Origin of the sequence: Mesorhizobium sp. M6A.T.Cr.TU.017.01.1.1 (assembly GCF_004023115.1) — a bacterium.
GTDB classification, from domain to species: domain Bacteria; phylum Pseudomonadota; class Alphaproteobacteria; order Rhizobiales; family Rhizobiaceae; genus Mesorhizobium; species Mesorhizobium mediterraneum.
This window is the reverse complement of record NZ_RZTA01000035.1, coordinates 37583-56018: the sequence shown is the minus strand read 5'-3', so window position 1 is coordinate 56018 and position 18436 is coordinate 37583. Positions and strand designations below refer to the sequence as shown.

Annotated in this window: 19 protein-coding genes; all 19 read left to right on the top strand. The window is 62.5% G+C overall.

Annotation, left to right across the window (positions count from 1 at the left end):
• The coding region (locus EOB36_RS13955; protein WP_128285062.1) for an NAD-dependent epimerase/dehydratase family protein at window positions 1-540 on the top strand (540 nt) is incomplete at its 5' end.
• On the top strand, window positions 537-1604 hold the full coding sequence (locus EOB36_RS13950; RefSeq protein ID WP_095486397.1) for an NAD-dependent epimerase/dehydratase family protein: 1068 nt from the start codon (window positions 537-539) through the stop codon (window positions 1602-1604). The genes EOB36_RS13955 and EOB36_RS13950, both read left to right, overlap by 4 nt.
• Window positions 1601-2893: a TIGR04295 family B12-binding domain-containing radical SAM protein gene (locus tag EOB36_RS13945; RefSeq protein ID WP_095486396.1), complete on the top strand. Its 1293-nt coding sequence runs from the start codon at window positions 1601-1603 to the stop codon at window positions 2891-2893. The genes EOB36_RS13950 and EOB36_RS13945 overlap by 4 nt, the downstream gene beginning before the upstream one ends.
• 23 nt (window positions 2894-2916) lie before the next feature.
• A complete protein-coding gene (locus EOB36_RS13940; protein ID WP_164547009.1) occupies window positions 2917-3978 on the top strand; it encodes a glycosyltransferase family 4 protein in 1062 nt (353 codons plus the stop codon).
• Window positions 3979-3980: 2 nt separating this feature from the next.
• A complete protein-coding gene (locus EOB36_RS13935; RefSeq protein ID WP_128285065.1) occupies window positions 3981-5111 on the top strand; it encodes a glycosyltransferase in 1131 nt (376 codons plus the stop codon).
• A complete protein-coding gene (locus EOB36_RS13930; protein WP_128285061.1) occupies window positions 5108-6202 on the top strand; it encodes a glycosyltransferase in 1095 nt (364 codons plus the stop codon). The genes EOB36_RS13935 and EOB36_RS13930 overlap by 4 nt, the downstream gene beginning before the upstream one ends.
• Window positions 6199-7308: a glycosyltransferase gene (locus EOB36_RS13925; RefSeq protein ID WP_126103028.1), complete on the top strand. Its 1110-nt coding sequence runs from the start codon at window positions 6199-6201 to the stop codon at window positions 7306-7308. Before EOB36_RS13930 ends, EOB36_RS13925 begins: the two co-directional genes overlap by 4 nt.
• A gap of 23 nt (window positions 7309-7331) precedes the next feature.
• Window positions 7332-8378 carry a UDP-glucuronic acid decarboxylase family protein gene (locus EOB36_RS13920; protein ID WP_095486606.1) on the top strand — a complete coding sequence of 349 codons (1047 nt, stop codon included), beginning with the start codon at window positions 7332-7334 and terminating at the stop codon, window positions 8376-8378.
• A gap of 100 nt (window positions 8379-8478) precedes the next feature.
• Complete coding sequence (locus EOB36_RS13915) at window positions 8479-8697, top strand: hypothetical protein (protein ID WP_164759012.1); 219 nt, start codon at window positions 8479-8481, stop codon at window positions 8695-8697.
• 160 nt (window positions 8698-8857) lie between these two features.
• On the top strand, window positions 8858-9961 hold the full coding sequence (locus EOB36_RS13910; protein ID WP_126107195.1) for an inositol-3-phosphate synthase: 1104 nt from the start codon (window positions 8858-8860) through the stop codon (window positions 9959-9961).
• Entirely contained in the window at window positions 9958-10554 is a 597-nt protein-coding gene (locus EOB36_RS13905) for a histidine phosphatase family protein (protein ID WP_126103029.1), read from the top strand. The genes EOB36_RS13910 and EOB36_RS13905 overlap by 4 nt, the downstream gene beginning before the upstream one ends.
• Before the next feature lie 13 nt (window positions 10555-10567).
• On the top strand, window positions 10568-11665 hold the full coding sequence (locus EOB36_RS13900; RefSeq protein WP_128285060.1) for a glycosyltransferase: 1098 nt from the start codon (window positions 10568-10570) through the stop codon (window positions 11663-11665).
• Window positions 11665-12471 carry a sugar phosphate nucleotidyltransferase gene (locus tag EOB36_RS13895; protein ID WP_126103031.1) on the top strand — a complete coding sequence of 269 codons (807 nt, stop codon included), beginning with the start codon at window positions 11665-11667 and terminating at the stop codon, window positions 12469-12471. The genes EOB36_RS13900 and EOB36_RS13895 overlap by 1 nt, the downstream gene beginning before the upstream one ends.
• A 2-nt stretch (window positions 12472-12473) precedes the next feature.
• On the top strand, window positions 12474-13235 hold the full coding sequence (locus tag EOB36_RS13890) for a TIGR04290 family methyltransferase (protein ID WP_095486389.1): 762 nt from the start codon (window positions 12474-12476) through the stop codon (window positions 13233-13235).
• Window positions 13228-14160 (top strand): beta-xylosidase, encoded by a 933-nt coding sequence (locus EOB36_RS13885; protein WP_126103032.1) that lies wholly within the window; start codon window positions 13228-13230, stop codon window positions 14158-14160. Before EOB36_RS13890 ends, EOB36_RS13885 begins: the two co-directional genes overlap by 8 nt.
• Window positions 14161-14167: 7 nt before the next feature.
• Entirely contained in the window at window positions 14168-15022 is an 855-nt protein-coding gene (locus EOB36_RS13880; protein WP_164897522.1) for a PIG-L family deacetylase, read from the top strand.
• A complete protein-coding gene (locus tag EOB36_RS13875; RefSeq protein ID WP_126103034.1) occupies window positions 15019-16083 on the top strand; it encodes a glycosyltransferase family 4 protein in 1065 nt (354 codons plus the stop codon). The genes EOB36_RS13880 and EOB36_RS13875 overlap by 4 nt, the downstream gene beginning before the upstream one ends.
• A 9-nt stretch (window positions 16084-16092) precedes the next feature.
• The gene (locus tag EOB36_RS13870; protein ID WP_126103035.1) at window positions 16093-17082 is read left to right on the top strand and encodes a GNAT family N-acetyltransferase; all 990 of its coding nucleotides are present in this window, start codon (window positions 16093-16095) and stop codon (window positions 17080-17082) included.
• Window positions 17079-18035: a class I SAM-dependent methyltransferase gene (locus EOB36_RS13865; RefSeq protein ID WP_126103036.1), complete on the top strand. Its 957-nt coding sequence runs from the start codon at window positions 17079-17081 to the stop codon at window positions 18033-18035. The genes EOB36_RS13870 and EOB36_RS13865 overlap by 4 nt, the downstream gene beginning before the upstream one ends.
• Window positions 18036-18436 lie beyond the last annotated feature (401 nt).

The following is an 18436-nucleotide window of genomic DNA, read 5'->3' as shown; positions in this document are numbered from 1 at the left end:
GTGCTGATCTTCGGCGAGGCCTATGGCGTCGACGCAGTGGCGCTGCGCCTGTTCAACGTCTTCGGCGCCGGACAGGCGCTTTCAAACCCGTATACCGGCGTTTTGGCGAACTTCGCCTCACGGCTCGCCAACGGCCAGAGGCCGATGATCTTCGAAGATGGCGAGCAGAAACGGGATTTCGTCCATGTGCGCGACATTGCCCACGCCTTCCGCCTGGCATTGGAACAACGCCAGGCGCGCGGCCACGTCATCAACATCGGCAGCGGGCGTGCCTATGCCATCAGCGAGGTCGCGCGGCTGCTCGCCGACGCAATGGGTGTGCCGGACCGTCAGCCTGAAATCCTAGGCAAAGCGCGTGCCGGCGATATCCGCAACTGCTTCGCCGACATCTCCAAGGCGCGTGAATTGCTTGGATTTGAGCCGCGGCAGCTGTTGGAGCATTCACTCGATGAGTTCGTCGCGTGGGTGCGCAATACGGTCGCCATCGACCGCGGCGCCGACATGAGACGGGAACTCGAAGAGCGGGGACTGGTGTCATGAGACCCGATGGTTTTCGCGAAGCGCCGGTTACCATCGTCGGCGGCAGTGGCTTCATCGGTTCGAACCTCGCCGACAGCCTGTTGTCGGATGGAATGCCGGTACTGGTCATCGACAATCTCAGCCGTCCAGGCGTTGAGCAGAATCTGGCTTGGCTGGCCCAGAAGCACGGGAATCAACTTGCCGTGGAAACCGCCGATGTCCGGAATGCGGACGTTCTGGCGCCGCTTGTGGCGCATTCCAGGGCGATATTCCATCTAGCCGCCCAGACCGCCGTCACCACGAGCCTCGTCCAGCCAAGCGAAGATTTCGACATCAATCTTCGCGGGACATTCAACATCCTGGAAGCGGCCCGCCGGAGCGGCAAGCGCATCCCTGTGATCTTCGCCAGCACCAACAAGGTCTATGGCGGCCTGCCCGACGTCGCCGTGCGCGAAGAAGACGACCGGTGCGTGCCCTGCGATGCCGGCATCCGAGCCAACGGCATAGACGAGACCTGCGGCCTCGATTTCTGCACGCCCTATGGTTGCTCCAAAGGCGCGGCGGATCAATATGTGCTCGACTATGCCAGGTCGTACGACCTGCCTACGGCGGTCCTGCGCATGAGCTGCATCTATGGACCGCGCCAGTTCGGCACGGAAGACCAGGGCTGGGTCGCGCATTTTCTGCTCAGCGCGCTTTCCGGCCAGCCGATCACGATCTACGGCAACGGCAAGCAAGTGCGCGACATCCTTCATGTCTCCGATGCGGTTGCGGCCTATCGCGGGGCACTTGCCCGGATCGAGGACATCAGGGGCAAAGCATTCAATCTCGGCGGCGGACCGAACAACGCCGTCAGCCTGCGCATGCTGCTCAAGGAGATCGGCGAACTGACCGGTCGCAAGCTTTCGATCCTCTACGACCGGGAACGTACCGGCGACCAGCCCTTCTTTGTCGCCGATACCCGCAAGATAGAAGCGACGCTCGGCTGGAAAGCGCATGTCTCGTGGCGCGACGGTATCCGTGACCTCGCCGATTGGCTGCAGCATCATCGCCTCGAACCTGAAGCAGCGAGGTACGTGGCATGAAAGTCGCCCTGGTCAATCCGTTCTGGACATATGAGGACAGTATCTATTTCGGCTGCCGCCAGCCGCATCTGCCGCTGGAACTGGGCTACTCGAAAGCCCTGCTGGAGGCCGACGGCCATAAGGTGCTGATGCTGGACGGGCAAATCCAGAAGCTGGACAACGCGGCACTTGCCGATCGCGTCGCCGCCTTCGCACCGGCCATGACCGTCGTCAGCACGGCGCCGACCTATCTGTTCTGGCGTTGCGCGCCGCCCGAGCTGCGCGTGCCTGCCGAATTCCTCAACTGCCTCGCGGGGCGCGGCGGCCGCACCGTCGCTGTCGGACCGCACGGCTCGGCGACGCCGGCGCCGACGCTGCGCAAGCTCGGTGTCGACGTCGTCGTGCGCGGCGAATGCGAAGAAATCGTCGCGGAACTCGCCCGCCGTGACGATTGGAGCGCGGTGCCCCACACCGCTCATCTCCACGAGGGAAAACTCGTCGGCAATGGCGGCGTCCACGCCAGTTCCTTTGTCGGTCATCCGGCTCTCAAATGGCCGTCCGACTGGATTGCCGCCCATTCGCACCACCATCACCGGTTCGACGACAACCAGGTGGGTTTCGGAGCGGAGGTCGAGGCCTCGCGCGGCTGCCCCTACAATTGCAGCTTCTGCGCCAAGATCGATTTCCGCGACGCCTACCGCCGCAGGAACCACGATGCGGTCATGGCGGAGATCGACCGCCTGATCGGACAGGGCGTCGGCTACATCTACTTCATCGACGAGATCTTCCTGCCGCAGAAGGCACTGCTGGAGGCATTGGTCGACCGCAACGTCAAGTTCGGCGTGCAAACCCGCATCGATCTTTGGAAGCCGGAGCTCCTCGAATTGCTGGGTGCCGCCGGCTGTGTTTCGATCGAGGCCGGCCTCGAAAGCCTGACCGTGGAGGGCCGGGCCATGCTGGCGAAGCGTTGCCGGCTGGGCACCGAGGAACTGGCTGCGCTGCTGGTCAACGCACGACGTCACGTTCCGTTCGTCCAGGCCAATCTGATCGGCGTGGTCGAGGATGATCCCGCTCTGGTCGATCACTGGCGCAAGCACCTCATCGACCGCGGTGTGTGGGCCAATGAACCGGTGCCGCTCTATCCCTACCCCAGTTCGCCCAGCTATCGCGAGATCTGGGGCGAGCCCGACGATCTCGCCTGGGAGCGCGCCCATGAGCATTACCTGGCCTCGTTCCGGACATTCAGCGACATCCAGGAGAAGCGTCCTCGTGCACTGGCCGAGTTGGAGGCTACATGTTGCAGTCACTGATCCGGCGCTCGCGGCGAATCCTGATGACCGTCGACGCTGTCGGCGGTGTCTGGCGCTACGCGCTTGATCTGGCGCGGGAGCTGGCCCACGGCGGCGACAGCATCGTGCTCGCCGGATTAGGCCCGGAGCCGTCCGAGGAGCAGGCGAAGGAGGCGCAGGCTTTCGCGGCCCTGGCGTGGCTCAAGACACCGCCGGACTGGATGACCCGGAATGAGCACGATCTGGAAATGTTGCCGCAGGAACTGCGCGCACTTGTTCGTGATTACGCAATCGACCTCGTCCATGTCAATGCGCCGACGCAGGCCGTGGGACTTGATGTGCCGTGCCCGGTCGTAGCGGTCTCGCATTCATGCGTTGTGACGTGGCTCCACGCCGTCAGGGGACAGACTGTGGACGGCGAATGGGGCTGGCAGAAGGATCGCAACAGACGCGGTTTCGATTGGGCAAATGCGGTAATCGCCCCCAGCCGCAGCCATGCCAACATGCTCGAAGCCTGCTACGGGCCGATCGCCGGCCTGAGCGTTGTCAGCAATGGCACGCGGCAGGGTCCAAAAGCAGAGAGGCGGGAAGCGGTGGTTCTCGCCGCCGCGCGCTGGTGGGATGAAGGAAAGAACGCAGCTACGCTGGATCAAGCGGCATCGCTGACGAAATGGCCGGTCTTCGCTGCCGGGCCGCTGCAGAGCGCCGATGGGCAACGCGCCAATTTCAGCAGCGTCATCCCTCTGGGCTCTGTCTGCCACGATGAGGTGCGTCTGTTGATGGCGCGGGCCGGCATCTTCGTGTCGCCGTCCGTCTACGAACCCTTCGGCCTTGCCGCGCTGGAGGCAGCCACATCGGCTACACCTCTGGTGCTTGCCGACATCCCAACCTATCGCGAATTGTGGGACGGCGTGGCCATGTTCTACGACGCCCACGATCCACGCGATCTCGCCAGATGCATCGATTATCTCTCATACGACGCCCAGTATAGGCGCCGGCTCGGCGAAGCCGCCGCACGCCGGGCGCGCAAGTTTTCACCGGCAAGACAAGCGGCCGCCATGCACGACATCTACGATCGGGCCGCCCTGGCCGTTGCGGAACGCTGATGATGCGGTTTGTGTTCTATACCCATTCCGTCGTTTCCGACTGGAACCACGGCAACGCACATTTCCTGCGCGGCATCATGCGGGAGCTCGTTGCACGCGGGCACCAGGCGATCGCGCTGGAGCCGGCGGACGGCTGGAGCCGTTCGAACCTGCTGGCAGAGAAAGGGCCCTTCGCGATCGAGCGCTTCAGGAAGGATTTTCCGGAGCTGATGCCGGTAACCTACGACGCCTCCTTCGATCATGAAACCTGGATTGCCGACGCCGATGTGGTGATCGTGCACGAATGGACGGACCCGGCGCTCGTCGCGCGCATCGGCAGGGCCAAGGCCAACGGAGGCGGCTTCACGCTTCTGTTCCATGACACCCACCATCGCGCCGTCTCGGCGACGCAGGCGATCTCGGCTCTGCGGCTGGAGCATTATGACGGCGTGCTCGCCTTCGGCGAAGCGTTGCGGGAAAGCTATCTTCGCGCCGGCTGGGGCAAACGTGCCTTCACCTGGCACGAAGCGGCGGATGCATGCCTGTTCAAACCGCACCCGGAGATCGACCCTACATCCGACGTGATCTGGATCGGCAACTGGGGCGACGACGAGCGCAGTGCCGAAATCAAGGAATTCCTGATCGATCCGGTGGAACAACTTGGCCTGAGCGGCACTGTCCATGGCGTGCGCTATCCACGCGAAGCGCTCGCCGATCTTGCCGCCGCCGGCCTGGGTTACGAAGGCTGGATTGCCAATGCCGACGTGCCCAAGGCATTCGCGGCGCATCGCGTTACCGTCCATATTCCGCGGCGTCCCTATCGGGAGAGCCTGCCCGGAATCCCGACGATCCGCATGTTCGAAGCGCTCGCCTGCGGCATCCCGCTCGTTTCGGCGCCTTGGGCCGACGTCGAACAACTCTTCAGGCCAGGTATCGACTTCCTTTTCGCGCGCGACGGAGCCGAGATGGGCCGTCATCTTCGCGACGTGCTGGACGGTGCTGACCTGGCCGCCTCCCTCGTGAAATCCGGCCTCGAAACCATCCGGACGCGACACACGTGCCGGCACCGGGCGGACGAGTTGTTCGACGTACTCGCCGAATGCGGCAGCCGCCAAGCCATCGATTCCATCGCCGTAGAGGAGACAGTCGTATGAAGATTGCATTTTATGGATCGAGCCTGCTGTCGTCCTATTGGAACGGCGCGGCGACCTATTATCGCGGATTGCTCAAGGCTCTTTCCCAGCTCGGTTACGAGATCACCTTCTATGAACCGGACGTCTACGACAGGCAGAAGAACCGCGATATCGAGGCACCGGACTGGTGCCATGTCGTCATCTACGAGGCGACCCCGCATGCGCTGATGCAGGTGGCAGCAAGCGCCGGCGAAGCCGACATCGTCGTCAAGGCGAGCGGGGTAGGCTTCGAGGACGAGGCGCTGCTGCGCGCGGTGCTCGACCATGCCCGCTCCGATGCGCTGACAGTGTTCTGGGATGTCGACGCACCGGCCACTCTGGGCCAGTTGCGCGACGAGCCGGACCATCCCCTGCACCGCGCGTTGCGGGAGATCGACCTTGTCCTCACCTATGGCGGCGGAGATCCGGTCGTATGGGCCTATCGTGCGCTGGGGGCGGCCGAGTGCGTGCCGATCTACAATGCGCTCGATCCCGAAACGCATCATCCTGTCGCGAAGGATGCGCGGTTCGCTTGCGACCTCGCCTTTCTCGGCAACCGCCTGCCGGACCGTGAAGCGCGCGTCGAAGCCTTCTTCCTCGATCCGGCCAGCCGTTCGCGCGATCAGCGTTTCCTGCTCGGCGGATCGGGTTGGGGTGACAAGCAGCTTCCGGCAAATGTTGCATGGCTCGGCCACGTCGGCACGCGCGATCACAATGCGTTCAACGTCACATCCAAGGCGGTGCTGAACATCAGCCGCGACAGCATGGCCGCCAATGGTTTTTCACCTGCCACACGCGTCTTCGAGGCTGCGGGTGCCGGCGCATGCCTCATCACCGACGCCTGGCTCGGCGTCGAATTGTTCCTGGTCCCTGGCGAAGAGATCCTGGTGGCGCGCGACGGCGACGATGTCGCCGAAATCATGCGGACCCTCACACCCCGGCGGGCAAAGGCGATCGGCGCAGCTGCGCTTCGGCGTGTTCTCGCCGACCATACCTACGCGTTAAGGGCAGCTGTGGCCGACGCTGTCTTCAGGCGCCATTTCGAGCGCCCCACCGTGGAGGCAGCGGAATGACCAAGCGGCTCGATATCGTCTTTCTTGGCCTGTCTTTGTCCTCTTCATGGGGAAACGGCCACGCCACGACCTTTCGCGGGTTGCTGAAGGGCCTGCACGAGCTCGGCCATCGCGTCACCTTCCTCGAGCGCGACGTACCGTGGTACGCAAGCCATCGCGATCTGCGCGACCCGGACTTCTGCACGTTGCGCTACTACGAAACGACGAACGATCTTCGTCGCACCTATGCTCGCTGCCTGCAGCAGGCCGATATCGTGGTGGTTGGGTCCTTCGTCCCGGAGGGGCGCGCAGTCGTCGACATCGTTGCGTCCCTGTGCACGGGCCAGTTCTGCTTTTACGACATCGACACGCCAGTCACGTTGGCAAAGCTCGCCGCGGATGATTGCGACTACATATGCCGACGGCAGATTCCGTATTTCGACGTCTATTTCTCATTCGCCGGCGGGCCAACGCTCGCCCGTTTGGCGGCGGACTTCGGTGCACGGCGCGCCGAGCCGCTCTACTGCTCCGTCGACCCGGAGCGGCATCGCCGAACGGCCGATCCGATCTGCTGGGACCTTGGTTATCTCGGCACCTACAGCTCGGACCGGCAGGCGACCCTGGATGCACTCCTGCTTGAACCGGCAAGACGCATGCCGGACCGCCGCTTCGTCGTGGCCGGCTCGCAATTCCCGTCCGAGACCGTCTGGCCGAGCAATGTCGATCGCATCGAGCACTTGCCGCCGGCGGACCACGCCGCCTTCTACAGCCGCCAGCGCTACACGTTGAACGTCACGCGCAGCTCCATGATAGCGGCTGGATGGTCTCCCAGCGTACGTCTCTTCGAGGCGGCTGCCTGTGGCACGGCCATCATCAGCGATCGCTGGACAGGTCTGGATAGCTTCTTTCCGACAGCCACGATCAACACGGCCAGCCAAGCCGAAGACGTGATCGACATCCTATCCAGGCAGTCGGACCGCGCCAGGCTGGCTATGGCCAAGCGGGCACGCGAAACGATCCTGGCAGCACATACCGGCGCCGCGAGAGCCCGTGAATTCGTTTCGCTGCTGGCGCGGCCAAGATCGGCACGTCCGGCCCTCGATCTGGACATTGAAAGTGCAGCATGACTGGCAGACAGGAGAAAATAGAGATGCGGCAATCAAGAAGGACGCAACGGACCAGGACGGCGCTTGTCGCCGGCGGCGCGGGTTTCCTCGGTTCGCATCTTTGCGAAACACTGCTTCAGGCCGGGTATCGTGTGATCTGTGTGGACAATTTCCTTACCGGTCGGATGGAAAACATCATCTCGATCGTGGACCGTCCTCGTTTCCGCTTGATCGAGCAGGATATCTGCCGACCATTGGATCTTACTGAGCCTGTGGACCGCATTTTCAACCTTGCGTGCGCCGCGTCACCGCCGCGCTACCAAGCCGATCCGGTTCACACCACGCGAACCTGCGTGATCGGAACGCTAAATCTGCTTGAGCTCGCCGCCCAAAACAGTGCGCGCTTTCTGCAGGCATCGACAAGCGAAGTGTATGGCGATCCCGAACAGCACCCGCAAAGGGAAGACTATGTCGGTCACGTGAACTGCACCGGTCCGCGCGCCTGTTATGATGAGGGCAAACGAACCGCAGAAACCTTGTGCTTCGACTATTTGAGAACCGAAATGGCCGATATCCGGGTCGCCCGCATCTTCAACACCTATGGTCCGCGGATGGATCCTGCCGACGGCCGGATCGTCTCGAACCTGGTGATGCAGGCCCTCGAGAGGAGACCACTGACGATATTCGGCGACGGGCTGCAGACCAGATCCTTCTGCTACGTCTCCGATCTGGTTGACGGTCTGGTCCGCCTTATGAATATCGATTCGAATCCGCGCCAACCGGTCAATTTGGGCAATCCCGGGGAATTCACCGTCCTTCAACTGGCCGGATTGGTGAGAGATATGACCCATAGCAAGTCGGCCTTCAAATTCCTGCCACTGCCGCAAGACGACCCTCGCCGGCGGCAACCGGACATTTCCCGAGCAGAAACCCTTCTCAATTGGTCGCCAAAGGTGCCGCTCAGGCAAGGCCTGATGCAGACGATCAGCTACTTTACGGAGCTTGAAGCCAGCCGGAGCGAGGATCGAATTTCCCCGATTGCAACAAGCGTGAGGTCCGCTTCGGGCCGACTGCAAAACCTGCCCGCCTGAAGTCAGGAAGGGCTGTGCGCTCGGGTATGGTCGTGGTGATACCGCGACCAACACGGGCTTCATTTTTTCTCATTGGGGGAACATCCAGCCGAGCTCGCCGTTGGGCGATGATACCGGCATGGAGAACGGACCCGTGCATCGAAAACGATCCGCCAAGGACATCGAGCAAATGGCCGCAAGGGAAACGGCTGCCTTTCTGAGACGTGCCTCAATCACCTATCTTGAATGCTGTGTGAGCCTGATGATGACGCATCTTGAACGCGAGGAGGTGGTCACCATCCTGGAAAAAGAAGCGGATATGCTGCGAAGGCTCGACTGAGGCTTGCGGCGCCCAGGCATCGATCGGCTCAGCCTCAAACACAGCGCGCAGTTGTCATCTCGCCGTGACGTTCGTGATTTTTCCAGGTCGCAAGGAACATTCCTGGCAACTGGCAGTTCGGCGCGAGGAACTTACCTTCAACAGCGATGGCGGCAGTTTCGTGGGATCGAAAAAGGTACGGATTGGAATAGCCGGCGTCGGCAATTGCGCGTCTTCCCTTGTCCAGGGCCTCTCATATTATCGGGACGCCAGAGGTAATGAGCCGATACCCGGCCTTATGCATGCCGATCTCGGCGGCTATCACGTCGATGACATCGAAGTGGTCTGTGCTTTCGACGTCGCTAAGGGCAAAGTTGGGCGAGATGTGGCGGAAGCCATATACAATCCACCCAATAATACCTTCCGCTTTGCCGATGTCGCAGCAACCGGCGTTCGCGTCGAGCGCGGACCAACGCTCGACGGCATCGGCAAGTATCTGCGCGATGAGATCGAGGAGGCAGAAGAGCCGGTCGCGAATATCAGCGCGCTGCTTCGGGAAAGCGGCGCTGACGTATTGGTCTCATATCTGCCGGTCGGCTCGGAAGAGGCTACGCGTTTTTATGCCGAGTGCGCGCTCGAGGCCGGCTGCGCCTTCGTCAACTGCATACCGGTTTTTATTGCGTCGCGGCCGGAATGGCGCCAACTCTTCGAACAGCGTGGCCTGCCATTGATCGGCGACGACATCAAAAGCCAGGTCGGCGCGACAATCGTGCACCGGTTGCTTGCCAATCTGTTCCGCGAGCGCGGCGTCCGCATCGACCGCACCTATCAGCTGAATTTCGGCGGCAACACCGATTTCCTCAACATGCTGGAACGGGAGCGGCTGGAATCGAAGAAAATCTCGAAGACGCAATCGGTAACCAGCCAACTCGACGTTCCCCTGGAGGCCGGCAACATCCATGTCGGCCCCAGCGACCATGTGCCTTGGCTCACCGATCGAAAATGGGCCTACATCCGCGTCGAAGGCACGACGTTCGGCGGCGTGCCGCTCAATGCAGAGCTCAAGCTGGAAGTGTGGGATTCGCCCAACTCGGCCGGAGTCGTGATCGACGCTGTGCGCTGCGCCAAGCTGGCGCTTGACCGCGGCATCGCGGGGGCGCTGACCGGTCCCTGCAGCTATTTCATGAAGTCGCCGCCCGAGCAATTCACCGATGCCGAGGCACGCCTGCGCACGCTCTCTTTCATCGCAGGGAGGGACGAGCCGATGCTCGATGCCGCGGAATGACGACGACGTTCTTCTTGATCCGCCATGCGGCGCACGACAATGTCGGCGACTATCTTGCAGGACGTATGGCCGGAGTTTGTCTTGGCGAAACCGGCAAGGCACAAGCCGTGCGCCTGGCCAGCCACATGGCGCCGGAGCCGTTAGCCACCATCTGTTGCAGCCCGCGCGAACGAACGCTGGAAACCGCCAAACCGATCGCAATCGCCTGCAGTCCCGACAAGATCACAATCTGCCAAGAACTCGATGAGATCGACTTCGGTGCGTGGTCGGGAAAGACCTTCGAAGAGTTGAGCCAGGACGCCGATTGGCGGGTGTGGAACAGCCGGCGTCAGCAGGCGAGGACGCCGGGCGGCGAGACCATGCTGGACGTCCAGCAACGTGTCTTCTCGCTGATGCAGCAACTTCGCAAACGCTATCAGAACCAGTCCGTGGCGTTGGTCAGCCATGCCGACGTGATCAAGGCCGCCGTCTGCAAGGTGCTCGGCTTGCCGCTGGGAGATTGTTTTCGCTTCGACATCGACCCCGCTTCGATCACCACGATCGTATCCGGTGACTGGGGCTCCAAGCTGATCCGATTAAACGAAGCCGCCTGACGAGGACTACCGGATGCGAATGGTCATTTTCGGTCTCACCGTCACCTCCTCGTGGGGAAACGGACACGCGACGCTGTGGCGCGGGCTTATCCGGGCGCTGGGTGGGCTGGGTTGGTCCGTCACCTTCTTCGAACGCAACACTCCCTATTATGCCGGGGCGCGCGACCTTGACCATCTCGATGGCGGCAGTGTCGTTATCTATCCGGACTGGGAAGACATTCGCCATGTCGCGGAACAGGCGATCGGGCAATCGGACGTCGTCATCGTCACGTCCTATTGCCCCGACGCCGTGGAGGCATCGCGCCTGGCGCAGGATGCCTGTTACGGACTGAAGGTTTTCTACGATCTTGACACCCCGGTCACACTCGCCCGGATCGAACAAGGTCAACGGCCGACGTATTACGGGCCCGAAGGCCTACGCGATTTCGAGCTTGTCTTAAGCTATACTGGCGGGACCGCAATCGATGCGCTCAAAACGCTGCTGGGTGCCCGCCGTGTCCTGCCTCTCTACGGCCATGTCGATCCCGAGCGACACCGCCCGGCACAGCCCCGGGCCGAATTTGCCGGGGATCTGTCCTATCTCGGAACCTATGCCGCAGATCGCCAGGCCGGCGTCGAAAAGCTGCTGGTGCGCACGGCAGCGCGCCTGCCGGACCATCGCTTCGTCATCGGCGGCGCCCAATACCCGCACGAATTCCCATGGAGCGACAACATCTTCTTTGTCAGGCACCTTCCGCCTGCGGATCATCCGGCCTTCTTCTGCTCATCGCGTTTGACGCTGAACGTGACCCGCGAGGCAATGGCCAAGAGGGGCTGGTGTCCTTCGGGCAGGCTGTTCGAGGCGGCAGCCTGCGGCGCAGCTATCGTGAGCGACACCTGGCCCGGGCTGAGCAGTTTTTTCCAACCTGGCAGCGAGATCCTCCTGGCGGACACCACCGACGACGTGGTTGCCGCAGTCTGCTTGTCGGACAGCGAAATTGACGCAATTCGGCGCCGTGCGCGCGAGCGGGTGTTGGACGAGCATACCTCTGCGCAACGCGCCAGGGAGCTGGACCGCCTCCTGTCAGATTCATTGCAGACGGCGGGGGAGCCGTTGAAGGAAGCAATCTGATGTTGGGCATCGTGCCTGCTGCCGGCCGCGGCAGCCGCATTCAGCCACTCGGCTTCTCGAAGGAACTCCTGCCGGTCGGCAGCCGCATCGACGGCCAAACCGAGCGTCCCTGCGCGGTGAGCGAATATCTGGTGCGTCGCATGGTGCGCAACGGCGTCGACAAGATCTGCTTCGTCATCGGATCGGGAAAATCGGACATCCTCGAATATTATGCCGCCGGCTATGGCGATGCCGCAGCACTGTTTGTCGTGCAGCCCACCCCTGTCGGTCTTTGCGATGCGATCTTCCGCGCTGCGCCGCTCGTCGCGACGGACGAGACAGTCCTGATCGGCCTGCCCGATACGATCTGGCTACCCGAAGACGGGTTCTGCGCCCTGCGGAACGATTGCCTGTCTTTCCTGCTGTTCCCCGTCGACCGTCCGGAATTTTTCGATGCCGTCATTCTCGACAACGACAGCCGGGTGAAGGAAATCCAGGTCAAGCAACAAGACGCCGGATCGAATTGGATTTGGGGTGCATTCAAGATGCCCGGCCGCATCTTTCATCAGCTTGCGACGCTCTGGCGCGAGCGGGATCGCCATGATGAATACGTCGGCACGCTAATCAACGCCTACTTGGCGGCCGGCGGCGAGGCTTACGGCGTCAAGGCAGGCACAGCCTATGTCGACGTCGGCACGTTCAACGGCTACCGCACGGCACTTCGGCTGCTTGAGAACAACGACGCCACGTCGGAGGACCCGAAAAACCTCATATTCGTGCTGCCAGGGGAGTCGCAAATACCAAGCCATCCAGGCGAAGGAGGCTAGCCATGCTGCATTCCAACGCCGAAATCCGCCGTCGCATCGATGCCCTAGGCCCGTGGTTCCACAATATGGAGTTGGCGGGTGTCGAAACCGCCCCAGACCATTTCCTCGGCAACTACCCGCTGATCAAATGGCGCAAGTTCGCCGACGCCATTCCTGCCGATCTGTCCGGCAAGGCCGTGCTCGACATAGGCTGCAACGCCGGCTTCTACTCGATCGAGATGAAGCGCCGCGGCGCCCGCCGTGTCCTCGGCATCGATTTCGATGAAGCCTATCTGGCGCAGGCGCGCTTTGCCGCCGAGATCGCGGACTGCGACATCGAATTCCAGCAGCTGTCGGTCTACGAGGTGGGCGTCCTGCGGGAGAAATTCGACATCGTCCTGTTCATGGGCGTGCTGTACCACCTGCGCCACCCCCTGCTCGCTCTCGATCTGATCCGTGAGCACGTTGCCGGCGACCTGATGATCTTCCAGTCCATGCAGCGCGGCAGCGCCGACCTGCCTGCACTCGATGAGAATTATCCTTTCTGGACCCACGATCTGTTCGACCGACCGGAGTTTCCGAAGCTGCATTTCGTCGAGCATCGCTATGCCGACGACCCGACCAACTGGTGGATTCCCAATCGCGCCTGCACCGAAGCGATGCTGCGCAGCGCCGGCTTCGAGATCGTGCTGCACCCGGAGCAGGAGGTCTATTTCTGCCGCACCGCCGGTGAGCCGGCCGGCGGCGGCGCCGTTTACCCGTCGAGAGGACAACTTCATGATTGAAGCTGCAATGATCTGGAACGAGCCAAACAACAAGTCCCATTGGGACCCCGAACTCGACCCCGACTGGAGCCGCTTCGCCAATATGGCAATACTGGCCGCCGATGCGATCGCAGCTGAAAACCCCGCCGTGACCAAGATCCTCGGCGGCATTTCGCCGATCGATGCCGATTTCATGGCGCTCATGAAGCAGTATGGCGTGCTCGATCACGTCGATGCCGTCGGCGTGCATGGTTTCCCGCTCGACTGGAACCTTTGGCAGATTCAGGAATGGCCGCAGAAGATCGGCGAGATTTCGACCGTCACCGATCTGCCCGTATGGGTCAGCGAAGTCGGTGTGTCGAGCTTCGGTGCCGAGGAGGTGCAGCGCTGGGGCTTGCGCCGGACCGCCGAACTGCTGCTCGGCAATGCGCCGCGCATACAATGGTACAGCCTCTACGACCTTCCGCGCGAATGGGGGGCAACGACGCGTCACCGCGAAGCGGAAGGCTCCTCCTACTATCGCCACTTCTACATGGGCCTGCTGCGCGAAGACGGTACGCCCAAACCAGCGCTCGAGGAATTCCTGCGTTATGCCCCGGCCATGGGACTGGCGCAGTGGTTCCATTTTGAAGATCCCCGGCTGGACGACGCCGTCGCCTGGATGAAGCGGCTGGGCGTCACCAGTCTGCGCACCGGGCTTTCCTGGGCCGACAGTTTCAGGCCGAATGCGCTGGATTGGTACGACCGGCAGATGGAAGCACTGGCCGATTTCGACGTGACCGTCACCTTCTGCTTCACTCCAGAGCATCGCGGAGTTATGCCGCATCACACCAGTCCGCCGCTGGTGCCGGAGGAGTTCGCGGAGTTTTGTGCGACGATGATCCGTCGCTATGCTCCCGGCATGGCCGTCTCGCCGGTCAGGTCCGTGCGAGCTTCGGCAGCATGAGTGTGTCATGCAACACCAACCTGACGGGTCCGGAACGCTTGCCGAATTCGCGGCCCTGTTGCTAGTAGGTACCGCACCATACTCATCGGACGGTGCTGAAATCATGATCGTTGTCGCGCATCCGGACGACGAGACCATCGGCATCGGCGGGCATCTTGCCGGATTGCGCCGATCTCGCATCGTTCATGTCACTGACGGTGCGCCGCGAGATCTTGATGACGCGCGAGCATACGGTTTCGAGACGTGGCAGGACTACGCCAAGGCCCGCCATAGGGAGTTGGAGACGGCGGTGGCGGCAGCGGGTTTGCCGTCGACGGCCCTGATCAGTCTCGGTTATCCCGACAAGCAAGCCGCCGGAAATCTTAGCTCGCTCGCACGGGAGCTGACCGGCCTTTTGGCCGATCGCGATGTCAGCTTCGTCTGCACGCATCCTTATGAAGGTGGTCACCCTGATCATGACGCGACCGCCTTTGCCGTCCATGCGGCCTGCCATTTGCTGCGCCGCGACGGACGCCAGGCGCCGGTCATCGTCGAAATGGCATTCTATTGCGCCGGGCCTGAGGGCGCGGTCCTTCAGGATTTCAACAGCGGACCCGGCAGTGAGTGCATCGAACTGCACCTTACGGAAGCGGCTTTCGAACGGAAGCAGTGCATGCTGGCCTGCCATCGGACCCAGCAACGGACGCTGGCGCCGTTCACGGCGCGCGTCGAACGTTTCCGGGTGGCGCCTGCTTATGATTTCCTGGCGCTGCCGAACAACGGCAAGCTCTATTACGAGGCGCTGCCGCTCGGCTTCGAGCCGGCGGTTTGGCTTCACGCGGCGGCGGCTGCGCATAAGGAGCTTGGGCTCGACCGGCCATGACCCTCACCGTCCTGAACGTCGCCTACCCTCTCGCGCCAGTCGGTCCGGATGCGGTTGGCGGTGCCGAGCAAGTGCTCTCGATGCTCGACCAGGCACTCGCGCGCGCAGGGCACATTTCTATCGTGATCGGTTGCCAGGGCTCCAAAGCGGCGGGCGTCCTCATCGAGACACCGGCTGAACCAGGTGTGCTCGACGATGCGGCGAAAAAAAGGGCACAGCGCTCCCATCGCACCGCGATAGAAGCCGCACGTGCCCGTTGGCCGATCGACGTGATCCATCTGCACGGCATCGATTTTCATGCCTATCTGCCTGACCATGGCCCGACATTGGTAAGCCTGCACCTGCCGCTGGATTGGTATCCGGCCGATGCTCTGCGCCCGCTGCGCAACGATCTATGGCTTCACGCCGTCTCAGAGGCCCAACAAAGAACCGCACCGCCAGGCGCCCGGCTGGTTGCGCCCATTCCAAACGGCGTCGATATCGATGCGCTGAGCGGCCCGCAGTCCAAGCGCAACTTCGCGTTAGTGCTCAGCCGCATCTGCCCGGAAAAGGGCATCCATCTGGCGCTGGACGCCGCCAAACAGGCTGGCGTGCCGCTGGTCATCGGCGGCAAGGTCTATCCCTATGAAACGCATACGCTGTACCTTCGTGACGAAGTCCAGCCTCGCCTCGACAAGCACCGCCGCTTCCTCGGTCCGCTCGGCTTCACCTCCAAACGGCGCTTTCTCAACGCCGCCCGTTGCCTGGTCATTCCCAGCCTTGCCGCGGAAACCAGTTCGCTTGTCGCGATGGAGGCCCTCGCCTGCGGCACACCGGTCGTCGCCTTTCCAAACGGCGCGCTGCCGGACGTGGTCGAACACGGCAAGACGGGCTTTCTGGTGAATGACGTCGACGAGATGGCGGAGGCCATTGTCGCATCATCCGGCCTGGATGCCGAGACATGCCGGGCCGAGGCGCGGCGGCGCTTTTCGCTCGACCGCATGATTTCGTCTTACATGGACGCCTACCATGCGCTGGCGGGGCTTGGTGGCGGCCGCAGGCGCCTCGCGGCGGCGCAGTGAGCGGCTTCCATGCTCCGCTCGGAGATCATCGACGATCCGGCCGCCCTTGAGGCCCTGGCGCCGCGTTGGTGGGAGCTCTGGACGCATAGCCGGACGGCGACGCCGTTCCAATGCCCCGCCTGGCTCGTGCCGTGGTGGCGCACGTTCGCGCCCGGAGAGCTGGCTACGATCGCCGTCTGGCGTGGCGGCGATCTGGTGGGACTGGCGCCGTTTTACCTGGAACACACACCTTCCGGGCCGAGACTGCTTCCGGTCGGGATTTCGTTGAGCGACTATCTGGATGTCCTGTGTTCCCCCGGCATCGAAGCGGCGGTCGCCGCAGTCATCGCCGACCGGGCTCTCGCGATCAATTGGTCGCAATGGATTTTACCGGACCTACCGGCCGGTGCTGCAGGTCTCACTATTACACACCCTGCGCTGGAGGCGGGTGAACTCGTCGATCATGCGGCTTGTCCCGTGCTCCCCATCGCTGGTGACGATGCGCTTGCGGTCTGCGTTCCTGCGCGGCGAAGACGCCAGCTGCGCCGCGCGCATAGAGCCGCATGCAGGCGCGGCTGCGTCTCCCTCACGCCAGCGCAAGATAGTCCCAAAGCATTCTTCGATCACTTGATCCGCCTCCATGGCGCGCGTTGGGCCGGGCATGGTGACGGCGTGCTGGCCGATCCGGCTGCCGAAGAATTCCACCGGCAGGCGCTTGCCCTGCTTGCCGCACAGGGTCTTGTCCGATGCTGGCTTGTCGCTATCGATGACGCGGTCGTCGGCGCCTACTATGGATTTCACCATCGCCACCGCGCGTACGCCTACCTTGGCGGTTTTGATCCGGCCTATGCCGAGGAAAGTCCCGGCGCAATCCTGATCGGTCACGCGATTTCCGAGGCGGCCCGCGAAGGGGCGCGGGAGTTCGATTTCCTGCGCGGCCAGGAGACTTACAAATATGGCTGGGGTGCCGTCGACCAATGGACGACGCGAAAGGTCTGGACGCGGAGCATGGCTCAATGAGCACAGCTGGACGAAAACCATCTTTACAGGCGTCGACAGCAAGAATGGTGATCGAGGAGTGCATGGCCGACGGCGCCTGCGTCGAAGCCGTCGTTGCCAGGCTGGCGCTTCGCTTCGAGACGGGGATCGATGCCGCGGAGCTCGCTGATGTGGCGCTGGATATGTGTTCAGCCGACCTGCGGAACGGGGACAGACTGGAGCGGATCGCCGAGCTGCTTCGTCGCAGGCCTGACATCTTTGCCATGCTGCGCGAAACAGGCGCGGCCGTTCGCCACGAACGCAGTGAATGGGAAACGGATGCCGCTGTCGTCAGGCGGCTGGCCGCCGGCTTCGATGCGGCGGCGGCGATTTCCCTGGCGGCGAGCGTTCAGCTGTCTTCGTTGGGAGACGAGGAGAAGCTCACCGCCACTACCGACGAGATCGTCGCGTGGCTGGAAACACAAGGCTTCACCGGCGCCCACCGGGACATACTGGACATTGGTTGTGGCATCGGGCGTTTCGAAAGCGCGCTTTCCAGCGCGGCGCACCGGATCGTCGGCATCGACATATCCTCAAAGATGATTTCGATCGCTCGTCAGCGATGTGCCAGTCTGCGCAATGTAGAAGTGCGGCCGACCTCCGGTCTCGATCTTGCCGATTTCGGCAATGCAAGTTTCGATTGCGTGCTGGCTGTCGACAGCTTCCCCTATCTGGTGCTGGCCGGCTTGGCGGAGCGGTATTTCAAGGAAATCGCGCGTGTTCTGAAGACGTCGGGCATGGCAGCACTTCTGAACTACTCCTACCGCGGAACGCCGGCGCTGGATCGTGCCGATGTTCACCGCCTCGCCGGAGCCCATGGCATGCAGGTCGTTGTCGACAGCGAGAAGCCGTTCCGGCTGTGGGATGGCAATGCCTTTCTTCTTGCTGCATCCGAGGGAACATTACGGCTCAATAACTGTTCGGGCGTCACATAGAAAAGGCGCCTGTGAGTGCCCACAATCCTAAGGAGGACTAGGTGGCATACGGCGGCAAGGGACATCACCTCGGCCGCCAGAACAAAGGATCCGGCGACGGCGCGATGACCGGGTTGCTCAAGGACTAGGCCGAGGAAAGCGGTTGCGTCCACCAGAGCCTAGAAGCAGCACACCGAGCAACGCAGGTTCGATGGCAATCGGATCAACTCCGATCAGTATCATGCCGCAGATCGGCTCGCCTAAGGCCGAATGTTGCAATCGCAGACGCGATTATGACCGGCGACCAGCTGAGGTCGCGAGAGTCGAATTTGTCGAGCGCGCCCGGGAATATTGCCCGGGGAGATTGGAGGGAAGGCACAGGCTTTCCTGACGATACCAGCGGCTTCGAAACAATGCTGTGC